The following is a 19,582-nucleotide window of genomic DNA, read 5'->3' on the forward strand; positions in this document are numbered from 1 at the left end:
AAAACCATAAAAAACGATTAAAACACAATGGAGCTGGTAATATGTATAAAGCTATTTTGTTTTTATTCTTCATTGTCGTTTGTTTAACTGCAGTTCTTTTTACAAGCTTAAAAGACAGTTTTTATACAATGCTATAAAAATAGGTATTTTCATTAGTACAAGAGTTTACCCTTCGACATAGGCTGTTAATGTAAACACAAAATATCGAAAGGGGAATTTTTTATGTACTGTGGAACAAATATAATGCCTGCGGTTATCCATCCAACAAAATGCTGTGTGAACCACACCTTCTCAACAACGGTGGTTCCTCACATTCATCCATCTCATACAACGACAGTAAATCATCATTTGTTTGAACACAAGCACTATTTTCCACAAACGCAATCACTGGCTAACGAGGTTTCCAACCAACAGTTTAATTGCGGCCCAGGACCAGTTTCACCAGCTCCAGTTCCGCCTGTAGGACCAGGCTTTGGCCCGGGAATGGGTGGACCAGGATTCGGTCCAGGAATGGGTGGACCAGGCTTTGGCCAGGCATGGGAGGACCAGGATTCGGCCCAGGAATGGGTGCGCCAGGATTCGGACCCGGACCTTATTGGGGAAGATAATTTCTGACAAGGGCTAAAAGCCCTTGTTTTTTTTATATTATAAGATATGCTTTTTTCATAAAAGTGTTTGTCCTTATACATCATTTTTGCAAAAAGAGGTGTTTGCCTTGAAGGTCCTTTCCATATCCGGCTATAAACCTTTTGAATTGGGAATATTTAAGAAAGACCACCCTTCCGTTTCATACATAAAAGCTGCGATCAAAAAAGAGCTCATACCTATGCTTGAAGAAGGGCTTGAATGGGTATTAATCAGCGGGCAATTAGGAGTGGAGCTGTGGGCCGCAGAAACGGTCTTTGAACTTCAGGTGGATTATCCAGACCTTAAGCTTGCCGTTATTACACCTTTTCTGGAGCAAGAATCCAAATGGAAGGATGATAATAAGGAATGGTACGAATCGGTTATAATCCAGGCTGATTTTGTTGATTCCGTTTCAAAAAAAACCTATGAAAAGCCGTGGCAGTTCAGGCTCAAAAACCAGTTCTTCATCGAGAAAAGTGATGCGCTTTTGTTAATGTACGATCAGGAAAAAGAGGGAAGCCCGAAATTCATGTATGAAATGGCAATGCAGTATCAAAGTAAGCACTCTTATCATGTGAGGCTGATTACATTTTATGACCTCCAAAATATTGTTGAAGAAGAAACTTTAAAGAACTATGAATTCTGAAATATGGAATGACCCCTTTTTTTCGGCATATAATGAAAAGTATTAAATATCTTAAAAAGATAAACGAAGAAAAATTGACAAAACCAATTATTTTTGAAAAAATAATAGGTAATGATTGGCGAAATACTGAGGTGATTTAAAATGCTGTCTGACAAAGTGAAATTAACAGCTAAGGATATTTTAGAAAAAGAATTTAAATCCGGCATGCGCGGATACAAGCCTGAAGATGTGGATAAGTTCCTCGATTTCATTATTAAAGATTATGAAACATTCCATCAGGAAATTGATGACCTGCAACAGGAAAACCTTCGCTTGAGAAAACAGCTGGAGGATGCATCAAGGCGTCAGCCTGCTGCACAGTCAGCTGGAACAACCAATTTTGATATTCTTAAACGCTTATCAAATCTTGAAAAACATGTTTTTGGCAATAAGTTATATGATTGACATCTTGTGCCGGTATTTCCTTTTTTATACCATTGCTTAGGCACGGAAAAATACATATAATAAAAAAGTGTTAATTGCGTTCGGGTAATTGCTGCAGCGGAGCTTTTGCAAAGCTGTTGAGGAAAGTCCATGCTCGCACAGGCTGAGATGCCTGTAGTGTTCGTGCCTGGCGAAATCATAAGCCAGGGCAGCCGAGTCATCGGCTGACGGCCGGGAAAATACCTAAGTCCTTTGGGATATGGTATGAATACCTATAAAAGTGCCACAGTGACGTAGCCTTTCCAGAAATGGAAAGGGTGGAACGAGGTAAACCCCACGAGCGAGAAACCCAAATAATGGTAGGGGCACCTTCCTAGAGGAATTCAACGAAGGGAAGGACAGGTTCTTTGGAGCCTGTAGATAGATGATTACCACCTATGTACGAGACTTTATCGTCGTTTGCAGTACGCTGGTACAGAACATGGCTTACAGAACGTAATTAATGTTATTTTAATGTTTGGGATTAACGGCTCTCCTGACTGGGAGGGCTTTTTGTTTTAAATTCAATATACTTTGGAAATTCTTCATACAACTGTTATTCTATATATAACTAAAGACACTACATACAAGGGTGAAATAATGGGAAAATATCAAATAATCGCAACCGCCGCTATGGGCCTTGAAGCTCTTGTGGCAAAAGAGGTTCGCGCTCTCGGCTACGAATGTGAAGTAGAAAATGGAAAAGTGATTTTTGAAGGAGATGAGAGTGCAATTGCCCGCGCCAATTTATGGTTGAGGACGGCAGACAGGATAAAAATCAAAGTCGGAGAATTTAAGGCCTATACCTTTGATGAATTATTTGAAAAAACTAAAGCTCTGCCCTGGGAAAAATACATCCCAGAGGATGCTGAGTTTCCTGTGATCGGGAAGTCCGTAAAATCCAAGCTTTTCAGTGTATCTGACTGTCAGGCGATTGTAAAAAAAGCAGTTGTTGAAAGTCTGAAACAACATTATAAAAGGAACGGCTGGTTTGAAGAAACTGGCGCCCTTTACAGAATTGAAGTTGCGCTTTTAAAGGATGTTGCGACAATTACCATCGACGCCAGCGGCCATGGTCTCCACAAAAGGGGTTATCGCATAGACCAGGGGGAGGCACCTTTGAAAGAAACATTGGCAGCCGCTCTTGTTATGCTTACCAATTGGGCACCTGAACGGCCGTTTATCGATCCATTTTGTGGTTCGGGTACCATACCGATTGAAGCAGCCATGATTGGGCAGAATATCGCTCCAGGCTTTAACCGTGAATTTGTATCGGAAGGATGGGGATGGATTCCAGAAAAAGTATGGGATAATGCCCGCATTGAAGCAGAAGATCTTGCGAATTATGACCAGCCGATTGATATAACAGGCACAGACATCGACCACCGCATGGTTAATATCGCAACCGAAAACGCATTTGAGGCTGGCTTTGGAGATTTAATTTCCTTTAAACAGATGCAGGTAAAAGATATTACAACAAAAAAAGAATATGGAGTGATTGTCGGCAATCCCCCATATGGTGAACGCCTTGGCGATAAAAAGGCAGTCGAACATATGTATAAAGAGATGGGCCAGGCTTTTGAAAAGCTGGATACATGGTCTGTATACATTATGACTTCAAACGAACAATTCGAGCAATTTTATGGAAAACCTGCAACAAAGAAAAGAAAGCTCTTTAACGGCTTCATCCGAACCGACCTATATCAATACTGGGGAAAAAAACCGCCGAGAAATCATAACGAATAAAAAATTAAATTTTTGATTACAAAGCATAAACTTTGCCATTCCTGAATAAAATACGTTTATTACTTAGGTTCTTTTCTAATACGATGTTGCTGAACGCAGCATAGTAAAATGTGAAAACAGCCACTACTAATGGACGGAGGGATGGCAATGAATCAATCTAGTCTTAATTTTGCCATGATTTCTAAAGCACTAAGCGTTTCGATGGATGCTCTCAGACATGCACAGGGTCCAAAGGAATCTGCAATGCAAAAACTTATAAGCGCCCATAAAGAAATGCATCAGGCATTGTCATTTGCATCAGGGGTTAACACAAAGTAATTTGGGATTTTGCAAGAAATAGATAATGGATCGTGTCAGCTTTTCTTTTTTTGTTTAGACCCCCCATCCTTGACAGTTACCGTGGTTGGGTTAAAATAGAATGATTGACTCTAAAAAATAAAAGCGCCTATTTGGTCGCTTTTTTGCGCTTAAATATATCAAACTCCTGCCGCAGTAAAGGTTAGGTTTAAGTCCTGCCCGCGGCATTTTCGTACTTATTTATTTTAATGGAGGAATGAAATGCAGAACCGGATGCCTTTTACTATCGATAAAACAGAATCTTTTTACGACCGCCTTGGCGAATGGATTGGAGATGTTTTTTACGATCTATTGCCTGAGGAAGGCTTTGAAGTAAGGGACGAACAGATTTATATGGCGTTCCAGCTTGAAAAAGCATTTAAGGAAAAGAAAGTAATGTTCGCAGAGGCTGGAGTAGGGACCGGTAAAACGCTGGTTTATCTGCTTTACGCTGTTTGTTATGCCAGGTATATGAATAAACCAGCAATCATTACTTGTGCAGATGAAACACTAATCGAACAGCTGGTGAAAAAAGAAGGAGATATCGCCAAGCTTGAGAAAGCGCTGGGATTGAAAATAGATGTGAGGCTTGCTAAATCAAGAGACCAATATCTTTGCTTGAAAAAACTTGATACGGCTGTGGAATCAAGTGATTTTGAAGGGTATGGGGATATATTTGATGAATTGCCAAATTTTGTCCACAAAGGCGGTACAATGCAGACGTTTGAAAAGTATGGCGACAGGCGGGATTATTCCCATTTGACTAATGAACAATGGAGCCAAATTGGATGGGATGAGCTGCAGGATTGTTTTACATGTGATAAACGCCATCGCTGCGGACAAACACTGCATCGCGAATATTACAGGAGCTCAGCAGACCTCATCATTTGTTCCCACGACTTTTATATGGAGCATGTCTGGACAAAAGAATCCAGAAAGAGGGAAGGCCAGCTTACCCTGCTACCGGACCATTCCTGTGTAGTGTTTGATGAAGGGCATCTTCTTGAATATGCTGCCCAAAAGGCATTGAGCTACCGCTTCACGGAACAAACGCTTGAGGCGTTGCTCACAAGATTGCTGGAAAACGATGTTCGCGATAAAACTCTATATACCATTGAAGAAGCACTTCTGGAGAATGAGCGGTTCTTTTCATTGTTAGACCAGGCATCTTCTAAGGAAAAAGGATCGGAAAAAAAACTGATTGAAAAGAATTCCATGCTTTTAAAGCAGGGGAGAAAGCTTTATCAAATTCTTCAATCGCTGGAAGAGGAATTGGTTTTTGATAGTGAAATGTATGTGATCAATGAGTACGACTTGAAAATAGTCGAGGAATATCTGGAACAAATCGTTTACTCGCTTTCTTTATTCCTGCAAACTATGAATGGCATCACCTGGTTTGAAGATGTGTCAGGTGAGAGAACGCTTGTAATCATGCCGAAAATGGTAGAAGAAGTTATGAAGGAACAGGTTTTTTCCCAACAGAAACCATTTATTTTTTCTTGGCGACGCTATCTGAGGAACAATCTTTCGAGTATATGGCCACAAGCCTTGGTATAGAGGATTATCTCTCGTTTACCGTTTCTTCTCCTTTTGAATACGAGGAAAAGATGGAGCTGCATCTACCCCGTTTTAAAAATAGTGATGTGAAAGAGAAGATCGCATATACGACTCGCAAAATTCAAAAGACAGAAGGCAGGGCGCTGGTACTTGCTAATAGTATGGAAGAACTGAATGAATTGAAAAAAATGTTACCCCAGGAATTTAATTTTCCTGTCTATTTTGAAGGCGATGCGGAAATTAGTACGTTGGTTTCACGGTTCCAAAACGAGGAGCAGGCTGTCCTTTGTGCCGTCCATTTATGGGAGGGACTCGACATCCCTGGAAGGTCACTCGAAAACGTGATTATTTTCTCGCTGCCATTTCCACCAAATGATCCTGTTTTCAGAGCGAAAAGAGAAGGGGCAGACGACGCATTTGCACAGGTCGATCTTCCGTATATGCTTCTCCGTCTGCGCCAGGGAGTTGGCAGGCTGATTAGAAGCCATGAAGACCAGGGCTTTGTCCATATTTTATTGGATGCCGATATTCAGGAAGAGGTATTAACTAAAGTTAAAGCCGTTCTGCCGGTTGAACCAGTAACTCAATAAGATAAAAAAAACGGTCCGTTTAAGGAGATATTACTCCTTATAGGGACCGTTTTTTTGTTAACCTCTTAATAATCTCATACCCTCTGGCGTCATCATTTCCGGAGTCCATGCAGGCTCCCAAACGAGCTCTACCTCTGCACTCGTAATTCCCGTAATCTCCAAAATACAGTATTTCACTCCGCTTACTATACTGTCATGGAGCGGACAGCCAGGCGTTGTCAGAGTCATTGTTACATTGGCGGCACCTGCTTTATTGACATTTATACTATATATCAGTCCTAAATCGACGACGTTGATATTCAATTCAGGATCATACACATTTTTTAATTGCTCTCGAATCATTTCTTCTGTTATACCCATTTAATACACCCCATTAATTTTATTATTTTCTTATCACATTGAGAAGGATAAATACGATCAAGACGAAAGTGCAGGAAACTAAAAACTGGCCAAAATTGAATAGGTGAGCATTTCTTATTACCAGAGAGGTAAAAACCAGCAATACCCCGAGTACAAAAATGCTAAAAAGAGGTATGGCCGTTTTTTCATTCATCATTTCTTTTAGGGAAGGGACTGCCCTTTTCCCTATTTCCTTGCTGTATTTGTGTGTCCACCATAAGAAGGGAATAATCTTGTAAAGGTAGCCAAGAATGCTTAAGGCAATCCATAAAAAAATATATACATAAATAATTGGTCCCAACAACTCTCCTGGATTGCTGCTCCATAAACACAGAAATGCGGCTAAATGGATAGCGGCTCCGAACCCGATTGCAAGGATAGCTACTGAAAATGGTTTATCGAGCTTCTTTTTAAGTCTTTTTTTCAATATGGCTGCAACATGCCAGGCGAATAAAAGAAATCCAGTAAAAAGAAAGGCAAAACCGACTTTTGCTTCTGATGTATTTGCGGTAAAAAAGGAAATTAGCGTAATCGCTATACCCGCTGAATAAAACATGAATACATATTTTGCATGCTTCATCGAAAACCCGTGCGACAACGAAAACATCGGTACCATCTTGTATGAAAACCCAAAAATTAACAGGGTAAACCAGCCTGCTAAACCTAATAGTAGATGGCTTTTAAAGAGCGCCTGATAATCGCAGGACATAAAACCTGTTTTCAAGCTGTAAACAAGAATTAGTCCCAGTGAAATCGTAAACAACAGGCAAAGGAGTGCAGTACCGACAAAAAGAGTAAGGATGTTTGGCTTTGCCTGAGACTTTAAGGTCATTACCATTTGAAACACAAACATCCCTATTCCTATGATTGTTAACACTCCAGGTATAAGTGCTTTATGCGGTGCGTAAAATAGCGCGGCAGCAAACAGAGATATACCAAGAGAAGTGAAGGCATACTGGATACAACCAAATTTTTCACTCCAAATGGGCGTGAGAAAGGCAACCGGAACAAGCTGGTACATAGCACCCATCGCTCCCATCAATGCCCAGCCAAGGATGAATAAATGGGCAGCCGACCAGACAGCAGGGATTCTAAAAACTCCTTCAGCCATTAACCCACCATTAAAAAGAAGAATGAATTGAGATAGGATGAGAGCTGCCTGGCTAAAAAGAATAAATGAAAAGGGAAGTTTTATATTGGTTTCATTGCCCAATTTTTGCGGAAGCATGTGATTTCACCTTCTTACCGGAAGATTTCAATTTTAAAACTTCCGTCGTGTTGTGGTTCTGTCCGATGCTGAAAGCCTAATTCATCTAGCTGTTCATAAAGGAACATTGGCCTTCTGTCGTTAAATATCGTTAAGATGCCATTTGAATCCATCTTTTCAAGTGCTTCTAACGTCCTCATCATTGGCTGTGGCGGTTCCAGTCCTCTATTATCCAAAATCATGATACATTCTCCCTTTTGGTAAAAATAACCTTCCAGTGTTTTTTCTCCAGTTCTTCCAATTCATAAGTAAATCCCTTTGCTTTCATTACTGCAAATAATGGGACAGGTTTGAATGGGGCGTGGAGAATGAATACATCTTCTCCTTTTAAGCCAGATATTGCCTCCATAATTTTTTGGAAGGGTTCAAGTTTGTTTGTTATATCCTCACGAACGTCCAACTCAATGATCTTATGATCCATTACAATCTCTCCCATTCTATATTCTGAAATTTTTAAAATAACTCTTGCTTTAGTGCTTCTTTATCAATCAGATAGAAACCAGCTTCGTCCTGGCTGACGTATTCCTTCTTTTTAAGATGGTTGATCGTTCTGCTGACGGTTTCTCTGGAAGTGCCAATCATATTCGCAAGCTCACGATTTGTAAAATGAGCTGTCAGCTTGAACTGTGTTCCGGTTTGCTCCGCATTAGACTTGCACAGTCTGATTAAAAGAAGAATGATTTGTTCGTATGTATTATGGAGAATCTGTTCCTCGAGCCTCTTTTGCAAATCGACTATTTTCTCTCCTAATACTTTGAAGAGCTTAATGCAAAGCTCGGGGTAGGTAATCAAAATTTCTTCAAATTGATCAATTGGAATTACGATTAAGACGGCGTCCTCCAAGATTTCTGCATGTGCAGGATAACTGCCCTGCCTGAAGAATCCAGCATGAGGGAACATCTCACCAGGCTCCAGCACTGAAACGATTTGTTCCTTGCCTGAAAAATCTGTTTTGTAAATTTTCACTCTTCCTGAATGGATAAAGAAAACACGGTCCAATCTGTCATCCTGCATGAATACATACATTTTTTGCTTATAAATCCTTGTCTGTGCAATTTTTACAAACGGGGTTAATTCACCCTCAGTCAGTTCCTTAAAGATAGGAACTGCGGCCAGCCTTTTCATGATTTCTTCTGTTTTCATTTTCATCACCTTTACTGAAAAACTTCTAATATAAATAGAGTTTAGCAGGGAATGTTTTTCAAATAAGTGACCAGTATCATAGTTTGAACTCTTTTTGAAAATAATTCTCACTCCTGTGCTAAATATCACACCAGGAGAATGAGCAGCTTCACTTATTAATCATCTCACAGCCATTACAATACAAATGTAAACCACACGAAAGGGATGAATGGTAATGGAAATACAGCGGGGAACATCAACAAACAAAGTGGTGAAAGCCAATAAAAACGCACTTTTAAAGTCCATTTTAATTATCACCATTTTGCTAAGCTTCACTGTTTTGTTAGGGGGAGGCTACTGGATTTTTAAGGAACAGGCACCAAGGCCAATGGAGGTCACAAATGAAAAAGGCGATGTCCTATTGACGAAGAAAACAATCATGGGTGGACAGGCGGTTTTTCAAAAGTACGGTTTAATGGATTATGGAACAGTTCTAGGTCACGGATCGTATATGGGACCGGATTATACAGCTGAAGCATTGAAGGTGTACACTCAGGGAATGCAGGATTTCAAAGCAGAGGAAAAATTCGGTTCGGATTTTGCGAGTTTAACAGATGACGAACAAACAGTCATCCGTAAAAATGTAATAACAGAAATGCGTAAAAATCGTTATAACAGTTCAAAAGATACAATGAAATTAACTGATGCACAGGCTTTCGGGCTTGAAAGAGTCAGGGATTATTATAAAAATGTCTTCACTAAAGGCGATGGCTGGGGACTTAAAGCACATTTAATCAATGAAAAGGATTTGCCAGCCGGAGACCGCGCCTATGTTGCAGGCGGAGACCAGATCAAGCAAATTTCTGATTTCTTCTTCTGGACAGCTTGGCTTTCAAGCACTGTCCGCCAAGGAGATAAAATTACCTATACAAATAACTGGCCTTATTATGAAGATGCAGGAAACCATTTGTCATTTTCTGCAGTGTGGTGGAGCGGAGCAAGTGTAACAGTATTAATCCTATTTGTCGGAATTATCCTGTTCGTATTTTATCGTTATCATCTTGGAATGCAGGAAGCATATACTCCTGGAAATTTTCCTAAATTGGATTTAAGGAAAATACCTGTAACAAATTCGCAGCGAAAAGCAGGAAAGTACTTTGTAATTGTTGCAGCACTGTTCTTTGTCCAATCGATGTTCGGGGCATTGCTTGCTCACTATTATATAGAGCCTGAAAGCTTTTTCGGAATGAAGTGGATTCATGATATTCTTCCTTTTAATATTACAAAAGGTTACCATCTGCAGCTAGCCATCTTCTGGATTGCAACAGCGTGGCTCGGAATGGGAATTTATATAGCTCCTCTTGTTGGGGGACATGAACCAAAGAAGCAGGGATTATTAGTAGATATTTTATTTTGGGCACTTGTCGTTCTCGTTGTTGGCAGCATGGTCGGTCAATGGCTTGGAGCGAATGGCTACCTTGGCAACAACTGGTTCTTATTAGGTCACCAGGGCTGGGAGTATTTAGAGTTAGGCCGTATTTGGCAGGTTATTCTCGTGGTAGGAATGCTAATCTGGCTGTTTATCGTTTATCGTGGTATCAGAAGCGGCTTAAGGCGCGAAACAGATAAAGGCGGGCTCATTCACCTATTGTTCTACTCAGCAATTGCAGTTCCGCTATTCTATATTTTCGCATTCTTCATTAACCCTGGAACAAGCTTTACATTTGCAGATTACTGGCGCTGGTGGATTATCCATTTATGGGTAGAAGGAATTTTTGAAGTATTTGCAGTAGTAGTTATCGGCTTCCTAATGGTTCAAATGAATCTGGTTACAAAGAGTTCAACTGTTAAAGCATTATACTTCCAATTAATCCTGCTCCTTGGCAGCGGCGTCATTGGGATCGGACATCATTATTACTATAATGGTTCGGCAGAAATTTGGCTGGGTCTGGGTGCTGTGTTCTCTGCACTCGAAGTTATTCCATTAACATTGTTAATACTTGAAGCATATGAGCAATACCGTATGATGCGTGATGGCGGAGTGAATTTCCCTTACAAAGGCACATTCTGGTTCCTTATCTCCGTTGCTATCTGGAATCTTGTTGGAGCGGGTGTACTTGGTTTCTTAATTAACCTGCCAGCAGTCAGCTACTTTGAACATGGCCAGTTCCTGACACCTACCCACGGCCATGCATCAATGATGGGTGTTTACGGAATGTTCGCCTGTGCGGTTCTCCTTTACTCTTTACGAAACATTGTTAAACCAGAAGCTTGGAATGACAAATGGATCAAATTCAGCTGTTTAGCGCTTAATATAGGGCTTGCAGGTATGGTGTTTGCATCATTGCTGCCAGCAGGATTCCTGCAAATTAAGGAAGCATATTACCACGGTTACGCAGCTTCCCGCTCATCAGCATTTTTACAAAAGGATATCGTCCAGACATTATTAACCTGGCGCGCGGTTCCAGATACTATTTTCTTGATTGGTGTTGCAAGCCTACTTGCATTTTGCATCAAAGCAATATTCAATTTAAGAAAACCAACCCATAAAGAAGGTGAACCTCTGCCAGTAAAAGATCTCGCTGCAGATGAAGATTAATCCTATGATGAAAAAATCCGTAAAGCAGCGCTTTACGGATTTTTATTCTTCTTTTTCGGCTAATAGGAAAGTATAAACTTTTCTAGTTTATACTTTCCTATCGCGCATAAGTGCAACTACGCCTCTGTCATCGCCCTTAAAGGCTCGCCAATCGGCGAGTTTTCTTTATTTCTTCGTCACACTCGAAACAAAGGATTTTTTTATCTTCTGTAACGATTCCTGAAAAGAACCCATCTAAACAAAAAACTTCCTTACCGCATTGACTGCACAAGCCAACCAGCTCTTTCATCGCGTTCCCTCCCAAGGATTCTCCTATAATAAAAATCATCAATGAAGTGTGATAGGCCTCACTAAAATTCGCCTATCACTATTTTATAATACAAGAGAAGGTAAACAAATATTAAAGGAGTGGAAACATTGAAAACTTTTACTGCAATTGTAAATGTCCCTGATTATCCGCCGCGTGAAAAGCATCCGACCATTTTTAAAACCTTTGATGGCTTAAAAAGTGGAGAGACGATGCAAATTATTAATGACCACGATCCACGGCCACTTCTTTATCAGTTTATGATGGAGCGCCCAGAACAGTTTAATTGGGAGTATATTGAAGAAGGACCTGAAATCTGGAAAGTGGCAATTGATAAAAAATAATTCTGTTTACGATTTTTAGCACAATATTTTCTGATAATCCTTTCCCCATAATTTTGACAACAGAAGAATTTTTCTGTTGTTTTTTTTGATTTTTAAAGAATCACTAAACTGATACTTTTCAGAAAAATATGATAAAATAGTCAGGTATATATTAAGAGAGGTGAAAGAATAATGAGTGAAAAGCTGGAGCAATTTGAAAAAGAGTTTTTAGAGTATGTAAAAAAGATGACAGCCTATAACGAAGCACTCGGCTTAATTTATTGGGATTTACGGACTGGGGCTCCAAAACAGGGAATCGGGCAGAGGTCAGAAGTAATCGGCATGCTATCTTCTGAAGTGTTTAAAATGTCCACTTCTGAAGAAATGGCGGCATACATAGCAAATCTTTCCAGTGCTAATCTTTCGGAAATAACTGAAAAGATTCTCATAGAATGCAAAAAAACATACGACCGCAATAAAAAAATACCTGCAGAAGAATACAGGGAATTCGTTGTAACGCAGTCAAAAGCAGAAAGTGTATGGGAGGAAGCCCGCGCAAAATCGGATTTTGAACTATTCCGCCCTTATTTAGAGAAATTGGTTCAAATGACGAAACGGTTTATCGGGTACTGGGGCCATCAGGGAAATAAATACAATACACTGTTGGATATGTATGAACCAGGAATAACCGTTGAAGTGCTTGATAAGGTATTTGGTGAGCTGAGAGAAAAGATTGTTCCCCTCGTTAAGCAAATTTCAGAATCAGAGAAGAAGCCAGTAACCGATTTTCTTTTTAAAACCTTCCCTAAGGAAGAGCAGCGTCTATTCAGTCTCGAAATTCTTAAGCAAATGGGCTATAATTTCGACGCAGGCAGGCTTGACGAAACGGTCCATCCTTTTGCTACTGGCTTAAACCCGGGAGACGTCAGGGTTACAACGAGGTATGATGAACAGGACTTCCGTACAGCTGTATTTGGAACAATACATGAAGGCGGTCATGCATTATATGAACAGAATATATCACAGGATCTAATTGGAACTCCTCTATGTTCCGGAACATCGATGGGTATCCATGAATCTCAATCTCTGTTTTACGAAAACTTTGTCGGCCGGAATTACTCCTTTTGGAAAAATAATTACGAGCTGCTTAAAAAATATGCAAGCGGTCAATTTGATGATGTGAATATGGATGATTTTTACAAAGCGATCAATGAATCAAAGCCTTCACTTATCCGAATTGAGGCAGATGAGCTAACCTATCCTCTTCACGTCATTGTCCGATATGAAATAGAAAAAGGGCTGTTTAATGATGAAATTGAGGTAAAGGACCTACCAACAATTTGGAATGACATGTATGAAAAATACCTGGGTGTACGGCCTGAATCAGATTCACAGGGCGTTCTTCAGGATGTTCATTGGTCAGGAGGAAGCTTTGGCTATTTCCCATCCTATGCACTAGGCTATATGTATGCGGCGCAATTTAAAAACAAGATGCTGGAAGAGATTCCGAATTATGATCAGCTGCTTGAGGAGGGTAACCTGGCTCCAATCAAGGAATGGTTTACAAGGAATGTACATCAGTATGGAAAACTAAAAAAACCGCTTGAAATTCTCCAGGATGTTACCGGAGAAGGCCTTAATGCGAAATACTTAACCGACTATTTATATGAAAAGTACGGAAGGGTTTATCAGCTGAATTAATCACCAGAGATGGGAAGATAAGCACATAACATAAAAAGGTGTCCAATCATATTCGATTGGACACCTTTCTGATTATCTATTAAGTTACCAGGTTTTAAACCCTTTTGAACCAATTGGGGCATTCTGAATCATATCAATAAACGGAATGGTGTATGCAAATAGGATAAGGACAACAGAGATGCCAATCCATAACTTCCAATTTTCCAACACCATTGGAGTTGCCTCAGCATTTTCAGCTTGTTCTCCAACCGGGAATTCTTCCTCTCCCTTAGGAGCAAAGAAGGCAAGGTTGATGAAAATAATCAGTATTAGGATGATGCCAAGGAATAAAATGCTTCCCCCGATTGCCTGTGCAATTTGATAAGGAATCCATTCGGCAGCCTGTTTGGCCCCATATATTCAGAGAAAGCAGAACGCCTTGGAGCCCCTAAAAGTCCTTCAGCATGCATAGCGCCAGACATGAACGTCATACCGATTAGCCAAACCCAAGCTTGGATTAGCGCCAGTTTGTTCATTTTTTTAGTGAGTTTCCGCCCGGTTAAATGCGGAATAAGCCAGTAAGAAATCCCGAAGAAAGTAAGTACAACAGATGTTGCAAGAGTTAGATGGAAGTGTCCTGTAATCCAGATCGTATTATGGACAACCTGGTCCATTTGATTGGAAGCATTTACGATACCGCCTGCTCCTGCAGGAATGAATGCAGCCATTCCGATAAAAGGAACAGTAAAGCGGGCATCTCCCCAAGGAAGTTTTTTGATCCATCCAAAAAGACCTTTTGCACCCTTTGCTCGGCCAGCAGACTCAAACATCGCAAACAAGGCAAATGCAGTCATCAATGAAGGAATAACAACCAGGAATGTTAAAATAACCTGGATAAATTTCCATGCAGGATCAATTCCTGGTTCAGTTAACTGATGGTGGAAACCAACAGGAATTGAGAATAATAGAAACAATATAAATGATAATCTAGCAAGGGAATCGGAGAAAATTTTTCCGCCGATAACCTTTGGAATTACTACATACCAAGCCATATATGCAGGCAATAGCCAGAAATAAACAAGTGGATGTCCAAAATACCAGAAAAGGGTACGGCTAACAAGAACATCAACACGGTCAATCAATCCAAGAGACCAAGGAAGAAGCTGGAACAATACTTCAGCAGCAACACCAATTGTACAAATAATCCATAAAACGGTATTGATCACAGCCATAAAGCTAAGAAGCGGTGGCTTGCCAGGATTATTTTTTCTCCATTTCATATAAGTCATAATCTGTGCCGCACCATCAATCCAGCTGCCGACTACAACAAATGTCAAGCCAAGATAGAAAATCCAGTGAGCTTGAAGTGGTGCATAGAATGTATATAAAACAGTTGCTTTATTCATTAAAATCATGATGGCAGCCATTGCAGTACCGGTTGTCATGACCCAGAAACCGATCCAGCCTGTCAGTCGGCGCGGTCAGAATGTGTGCCGGCAGTTCTGCTTACAGCGGCATATTGGAATCCCATAATAAAGAAGGTTGTTAAAACGAGCCCTAAAAGTACACCATGTACCGTTAAAATTTGATAATAGCCAATTCCGCCGGGAAGCTCGAATTTTCCTGAGCGAACGAGAGTCTGCAAAAGACCCATAAGCCCGCCAAGCCCCAGTGCTGTAAAGGCGACATAAAAATGTGCCATTGATAGCTTTGCATCCCGTGGATCGACTTTAATTTTTGTTGAATTATTTAGCATCTTTTACCACCTCGATTTTTGAACTCATTAAATGATGTCCTGTTCCGCAATATTCATTACAAACGATTAAATATTCGCCTTCTTTATCAAATGTAGTCACATACTCGCTTACATACCCAGGCTCAAGCATCATATTGATGTTTGTACCGGCCATTTCAAACCCGTGAACGACATCCTTAGTAGTTGCGATAACCTTTACCTTTGCTCCTAACGGTACTTTCACCTCAACAGGATTGTATGAGAATGCCTGAGCAACATAAACCAGTTCGTAATCCCATTCTTTTCCTTCCACTTTGTGAAGGCCTGGTTTATTAAATGGTGCGGTCTGATCGACCTTCTCAGGATTAATGGTTGTTAAACAGCTTGGCGGCTTATTTCCAAGATAGAATGCGCTTACTCCGATTGTCGATAAAAAAACAATAAGAGCTGCTACGCCGAAAATCAGCCATATTTTTTCTAATTTATGCATATGCATGATCATTTCCCCCTTCTATAACTTAAAAGCGATTTACAAATAAGAAGTAAACACTTAACCAGGTGACAATAATGAAGATTCCTAAAAATGCAACGGAAGCCATTGTCCCTTTAAGTGAAGCGCTTTCCTCATCTTTTTTTGGTTTAGCTTTTAGTTTCGCTTGCGCCATTTTCCAGCACTCCCTTCTGAAAATTAAAAACGAAATATTAGTTCTATTTCATAATACAAAACAATCGTGAAAGAAAAAGATGCATTTTCAGAGTTCACAAATTGTTCTTTATTAGGTAATTACTATGTTAAGGTTAAAAACCCGGTATATCAGTGATTTAAATCACATTTCCCCTTCTGAAGATGTGAAAGATATGTGAATATTAACAACAATGGTGTGATATAAGTTGTTGATAAAAAGTTATTAAAACTTGGAACGGATAAATAAATGGAACCTTTTTGTTTCGGCAAAATATGATAATAAATATAATGGTATTTTGCGGAAGCGAGCGTGTATAACTTTGAATAAGTTTTATTGCGATTTATGCCGTCTCCTTTATGATAAGGAACAGGAATGCAAAATCTGCGGTACTTTGGCAAAGAATAAAATATGGATTGAAGTACAAAAACAGCAGAATGATAATAAATGAGGGTTTACCTGGCAGGACATCCCTCATTTTTCTTTGTTTAGGAAATCATAAAATAAAATGATGTGTGTAATTTCTAACAAGTTGTATTAATCTAGCTCCAGCGCCCAGCCCCTCGGGGTCATAAGCCAAATCACTCCAGAAATCAGGATTTCCTGCGTGATTCGTCTTATGCCTGTCGGGGCTAACCAGGGCGCTTGCGCTTTTTAATATTGTGCTGAAAATTCTGTTAACCGTATGTTAAAATAATAATAATAATTTTAGAAAGGATGATGAATAAATGTTTTTGCCTTCTTTTAAAGTGGATGGAAAAAAAGCAGTGGTGACCGGAGCGGGCAGAGGAATCGGACGTGCCCTGGCGATTGGCCTTGCTGAAGCTGGCGCAGATATTGCCCTAATGTCAAGAACGGAAGGAGACCTCGAAGAAACGGCATCATACATACATAAATTAGGAAAAAGGACTTTGATTCTGCCAACAGATGTAACCAAAAGAGAGGAAATTCAGGATTCAATTCATAGAATAAAAGATGAATGGGGAGGTTTTGATATCCTTGTGAATAATGCAGGGATGAATATCCGCTCAAAAGCATTGGAAGTTACGGATGACGAATGGAAAACAATCATGGATACAAACCTGAAGTCTGCTTTTATGATGTCACAGGAGGCAGGCAGAGTTATGAAGGAGCAGGGGACAGGAGGAAGGATTATTTCTATAACCTCTGTCGGAGGGCATGTAGCATTAAGAACAGGAGTGGTTTATGCAGCAACCAAGGCTGCCCTGATTCAGATGACGAAAGTATTGGCATTGGAGTGGGGTCAATACAATATTAATGTCAACGCAATAGGACCTTGGTATTTTAAAACCCCACTGACTGAAAAACTGTTATCGGATGAAGCATATGTGAATGATATTCTTGCCGTTACACCTCTGAAAAGGATTGGCGAACTGCCAGAACTTGTAGGTCCAGTTGTATTTTTAGCATCTGACGCAGGAAACTATGTCCATGGCCAAACATTGTTTGTGGACGGAGGAATGACCATTCAGGGATTTTAATTTAAAAGCTGGAAAAGATTTTGCAATGATTTGTCTTCGCGAGCAGGGTATACTGATATTGCACAACAACGCCCTTCAAAACGTATTGCTTCCCCCGGGTGTGGGAAGCTTTTTTTGTTTTAGTGGGTATACATAGAAGAAAATTAGGGAAAAGGCTCAGTGATGAATTAAATAAGTAAATGTTGGAAAAAATATTCAACACAAGCTAAAGGAGAAAAATTGATGCCGACTATCATCTCGATTGCTGAAGCCATTCCCCGTTTTCGCATTGAACAGAATCAGGCCATGGATTTTGCCCGCGACCTATTCTCGGAGTCTTTTAAAGATATTGAGAGGCTGCTGAGGGCATTTCAAAATGGACAAATTGAAAAGAGGCATTTCGTAAAGGATCTCTCATGGTTTAGAGAGGATTGGAGCTTTGAAGAAAAGAATCAAGAATATATAGAAGCTGCCGTTTTCCTTGGAAAGGAAGCGATTGAAAAGTGCCTTAACAATAAAACCTTTCTCAAAGAAGAAGTCCATCCGGAAGAAATTGATGCCATCTTCTTTATTTCGACAACAGGACTGGCAACTCCAAGTATAGATGCCAGAATCATGAATGTTTTGCCTTTTTCACCCAATACAAAAAGAATTCCCATATGGGCCTTGGTTGTGCGGGCGGTGCTTCAGGTTTATCCAGGGCTTATGAATTTTGTCTTGCCTATCCGGATGCAAAGGTGCTTGTCCTTTCAGTAGAATTGTGCAGCCTGACCTTCCAGCGCAATGACCGATCTAAGAGCAATCTGATCGGTACCTCTTTGTTTGCTGATGGTGTAGCCTGTGCGCTCGTATCCGGAGATAAATCCCATATGAACAGAAAAAGAAGAATGGGGTCTTTGCCAGAAATAATTGCAGTACAATCGACACTGATGCCTGATTCACTCGATGTAATGGGGTGGGAGGTTAAAAATCAAGGATTGTATGTTGTATTTTCCAGGGACATTCCGAGCATCGTCGAAAATTGGCTAAAGCCCAATGTAAGTGGCTTTCTAGAACAAAATGGACTCGAAATTTCTCAGCTCAATCATTTTATTGCCCATCCAGGGGGAAAAAAAGTGCTGGACGCTTACGTTAAATCATTGGAAATTGCCCCTGAAATGAACGAAATCTCACTTGATGTTTTAAGGCAGTTTGGAAACATGTCCTCTGCTACAATCTTCTATGTTTTGAAACGTTTTATGGAGATGGAAATTCCAGCAGGTGAATACGGACTTGGAGCTGCGCTTGGTCCAGGCTTTAGTTCGGAAATGTTACTCATGAGGTGGAGCTGAATGGAACTTTTTTATATTTTCTTTGCTGTAATTGTTTTTCAAAGGCTAGCAGAGCTTATCATTGCGAGAAGAAATGAGAAATGGATGAAACGGAATGGAGCTGTTGAATTGGCCAAGACCATTATGGGATGGTAGTCTCTATGCATTTTTTATTTTTTGTTTCATTTCTGTTTGAAGTGGTGATTTTTAGGAACACACTATCTACATACTGGATATGGCTTCTGCCTGTTTTCTTAATAACTCAGTTTGTAAGAATGTGGGCACTATCTTCTCTTGGTAAATACTGGAATACAAAAATTATCGTTTTGCCAAACGCAAATGTAGTCCGAAAAGGCCTTACAGATATATCAAGCATCCAAATTACGTGATTGTCACGCTTGAACTTATCGTGATTCCCCTTATGTTCGAGGCATATATTACAGCTGCGGTATTTACAGTCCTTAATATTGCCATGCTATCTATTCGTATTCCAGCTGAAGAGCAGGCACTCAAATCGTTAACAGAATATGAAGGGGCTTTTGGGAACTGCAACCGTTTTGTACCGGAAATGTTAAAGAAATATGACAGTTAGCAAGTGTGTATTGAAAATGATTATCAAACATGTTAAACTCTAATTAAGGTTGAAAATCATTCTCAATACATTTTCATCAAGGAAGGTGTTACATATGACTCTTGCTTTTGTAGGCGGAAC

General features: G+C 40.1%; 17 protein-coding genes, 1 other RNA gene and 4 pseudogenes. 13 read left to right on the plus strand and 9 right to left on the minus strand.

Annotation, left to right across the window (positions count from 1 at the left end):
- Positions 1–222 precede the first annotated feature (222 nt).
- From RCG23_RS20685 to RCG23_RS20715, 7 genes and pseudogenes are all read left to right on the plus strand, one after another.
- Positions 223–615, plus strand: a complete 393-nt coding sequence (locus RCG23_RS20685; protein WP_308177181.1) for a CotD family spore coat protein — start codon at positions 223–225, stop codon at positions 613–615.
- Positions 616–715: 100 nt separating this feature from the next.
- Positions 716–1,273 (plus strand): SLOG family protein, encoded by a 558-nt coding sequence (locus tag RCG23_RS20690; protein WP_308177182.1) that lies wholly within the window; start codon positions 716–718, stop codon positions 1,271–1,273.
- 141 nt (positions 1,274–1,414) lie between these two features.
- Complete coding sequence (gene gpsB / locus RCG23_RS20695) at positions 1,415–1,717, plus strand: cell division regulator GpsB (protein WP_308177183.1); 303 nt, start codon at positions 1,415–1,417, stop codon at positions 1,715–1,717.
- Between the two features lie 76 nt (positions 1,718–1,793).
- An RNA gene (gene rnpB, locus RCG23_RS20700) (RNase P RNA component class B) lies at positions 1,794–2,190 on the plus strand.
- 145 nt (positions 2,191–2,335) lie between these two features.
- Positions 2,336–3,481 carry a THUMP domain-containing class I SAM-dependent RNA methyltransferase gene (locus RCG23_RS20705; protein ID WP_308177184.1) on the plus strand — a complete coding sequence of 382 codons (1,146 nt, stop codon included), beginning with the start codon at positions 2,336–2,338 and terminating at the stop codon, positions 3,479–3,481.
- 147 nt (positions 3,482–3,628) lie between these two features.
- Positions 3,629–3,799, plus strand: coding sequence for a hypothetical protein (locus RCG23_RS20710; protein ID WP_308177185.1), 171 nt, complete (start codon positions 3,629–3,631; stop codon positions 3,797–3,799).
- Positions 3,800–4,039: 240 nt separating this feature from the next.
- Positions 4,040–5,964: pseudogene (locus RCG23_RS20715) on the plus strand (ATP-dependent DNA helicase).
- 57 nt (positions 5,965–6,021) lie between these two features.
- Here RCG23_RS20715 and RCG23_RS20720 read toward each other — a convergent pair.
- The 5 genes from RCG23_RS20720 to RCG23_RS20740 are packed head-to-tail and all read right to left on the minus strand — an operon-like array spanning position 6,022 to position 8,773.
- A complete protein-coding gene (locus tag RCG23_RS20720; protein WP_308177186.1) occupies positions 6,022–6,324 on the minus strand; it encodes a metal-sulfur cluster assembly factor in 303 nt (100 codons plus the stop codon).
- 22 nt (positions 6,325–6,346) lie between these two features.
- Complete coding sequence (locus RCG23_RS20725; protein ID WP_308177187.1) at positions 6,347–7,591, minus strand: hypothetical protein; 1,245 nt, start codon at positions 7,589–7,591, stop codon at positions 6,347–6,349.
- Positions 7,592–7,605: 14 nt separating this feature from the next.
- Entirely contained in the window at positions 7,606–7,812 is a 207-nt protein-coding gene (locus tag RCG23_RS20730; protein WP_308177188.1) for a DUF2249 domain-containing protein, read from the minus strand.
- Positions 7,809–8,051, minus strand: coding sequence for a DUF2249 domain-containing protein (locus RCG23_RS20735; protein WP_308177189.1), 243 nt, complete (start codon positions 8,049–8,051; stop codon positions 7,809–7,811). The genes RCG23_RS20730 and RCG23_RS20735 overlap by 4 nt, the downstream gene beginning before the upstream one ends.
- Before the next feature lie 32 nt (positions 8,052–8,083).
- Complete coding sequence (locus tag RCG23_RS20740; RefSeq protein WP_308177190.1) at positions 8,084–8,773, minus strand: Crp/Fnr family transcriptional regulator; 690 nt, start codon at positions 8,771–8,773, stop codon at positions 8,084–8,086.
- A gap of 214 nt (positions 8,774–8,987) precedes the next feature.
- Between RCG23_RS20740 and RCG23_RS20745 the strand changes: the two genes are divergently transcribed.
- Positions 8,988–11,351, plus strand: a complete 2,364-nt coding sequence (locus RCG23_RS20745; RefSeq protein WP_308177191.1) for a nitric-oxide reductase large subunit — start codon at positions 8,988–8,990, stop codon at positions 11,349–11,351.
- A gap of 136 nt (positions 11,352–11,487) precedes the next feature.
- Here RCG23_RS20745 and RCG23_RS20750 read toward each other — a convergent pair whose 3' ends face one another.
- Complete coding sequence (locus RCG23_RS20750) at positions 11,488–11,640, minus strand: hypothetical protein (RefSeq protein ID WP_308177192.1); 153 nt, start codon at positions 11,638–11,640, stop codon at positions 11,488–11,490.
- 128 nt (positions 11,641–11,768) lie between these two features.
- Between RCG23_RS20750 and RCG23_RS20755 the strand changes: the two genes are divergently transcribed.
- Both RCG23_RS20755 and RCG23_RS20760 read left to right on the plus strand, forming a co-directional pair.
- Positions 11,769–12,002: a DUF2249 domain-containing protein gene (locus RCG23_RS20755; RefSeq protein ID WP_308177193.1), complete on the plus strand. Its 234-nt coding sequence runs from the start codon at positions 11,769–11,771 to the stop codon at positions 12,000–12,002.
- A gap of 171 nt (positions 12,003–12,173) precedes the next feature.
- Positions 12,174–13,682 carry a carboxypeptidase M32 gene (locus RCG23_RS20760; RefSeq protein WP_308177194.1) on the plus strand — a complete coding sequence of 503 codons (1,509 nt, stop codon included), beginning with the start codon at positions 12,174–12,176 and terminating at the stop codon, positions 13,680–13,682.
- A gap of 84 nt (positions 13,683–13,766) precedes the next feature.
- On the opposite strand, the pseudogene RCG23_RS20765 reads toward RCG23_RS20760, so the two are convergent.
- The 3 genes and pseudogenes from RCG23_RS20765 to RCG23_RS20775 form a co-directional block, all read right to left on the minus strand.
- Positions 13,767–15,417, minus strand: a pseudogene (locus RCG23_RS20765) (b(o/a)3-type cytochrome-c oxidase subunit 1).
- A complete protein-coding gene (locus RCG23_RS20770; RefSeq protein WP_308177195.1) occupies positions 15,407–15,892 on the minus strand; it encodes a cytochrome c oxidase subunit II in 486 nt (161 codons plus the stop codon). Before RCG23_RS20770 ends, RCG23_RS20765 begins: the two are co-directional and overlap by 11 nt.
- Before the next feature lie 22 nt (positions 15,893–15,914).
- Positions 15,915–16,061, minus strand: a complete 147-nt coding sequence (locus RCG23_RS20775) for a cytochrome c oxidase subunit 2A (RefSeq protein ID WP_308177196.1) — start codon at positions 16,059–16,061, stop codon at positions 15,915–15,917.
- Between the two features lie 746 nt (positions 16,062–16,807).
- Here RCG23_RS20775 and RCG23_RS20780 point away from each other — a divergent pair.
- From RCG23_RS20780 to RCG23_RS20790, 3 genes and pseudogenes are all read left to right on the plus strand, one after another.
- Entirely contained in the window at positions 16,808–17,581 is a 774-nt protein-coding gene (locus RCG23_RS20780; protein WP_308177197.1) for an SDR family NAD(P)-dependent oxidoreductase, read from the plus strand.
- A gap of 222 nt (positions 17,582–17,803) precedes the next feature.
- Positions 17,804–18,891: pseudogene (locus tag RCG23_RS20785) on the plus strand (type III polyketide synthase).
- Positions 18,892–19,462 (plus strand): annotated as a pseudogene (locus tag RCG23_RS20790) (isoprenylcysteine carboxyl methyltransferase family protein).
- Positions 19,463–19,582 lie beyond the last annotated feature (120 nt).

This window comes from Neobacillus sp. PS3-34, assembly GCF_030915465.1.
In the GTDB taxonomy this organism is placed as follows: Bacteria; Bacillota; Bacilli; order Bacillales; family Cytobacillaceae; genus Neobacillus_A.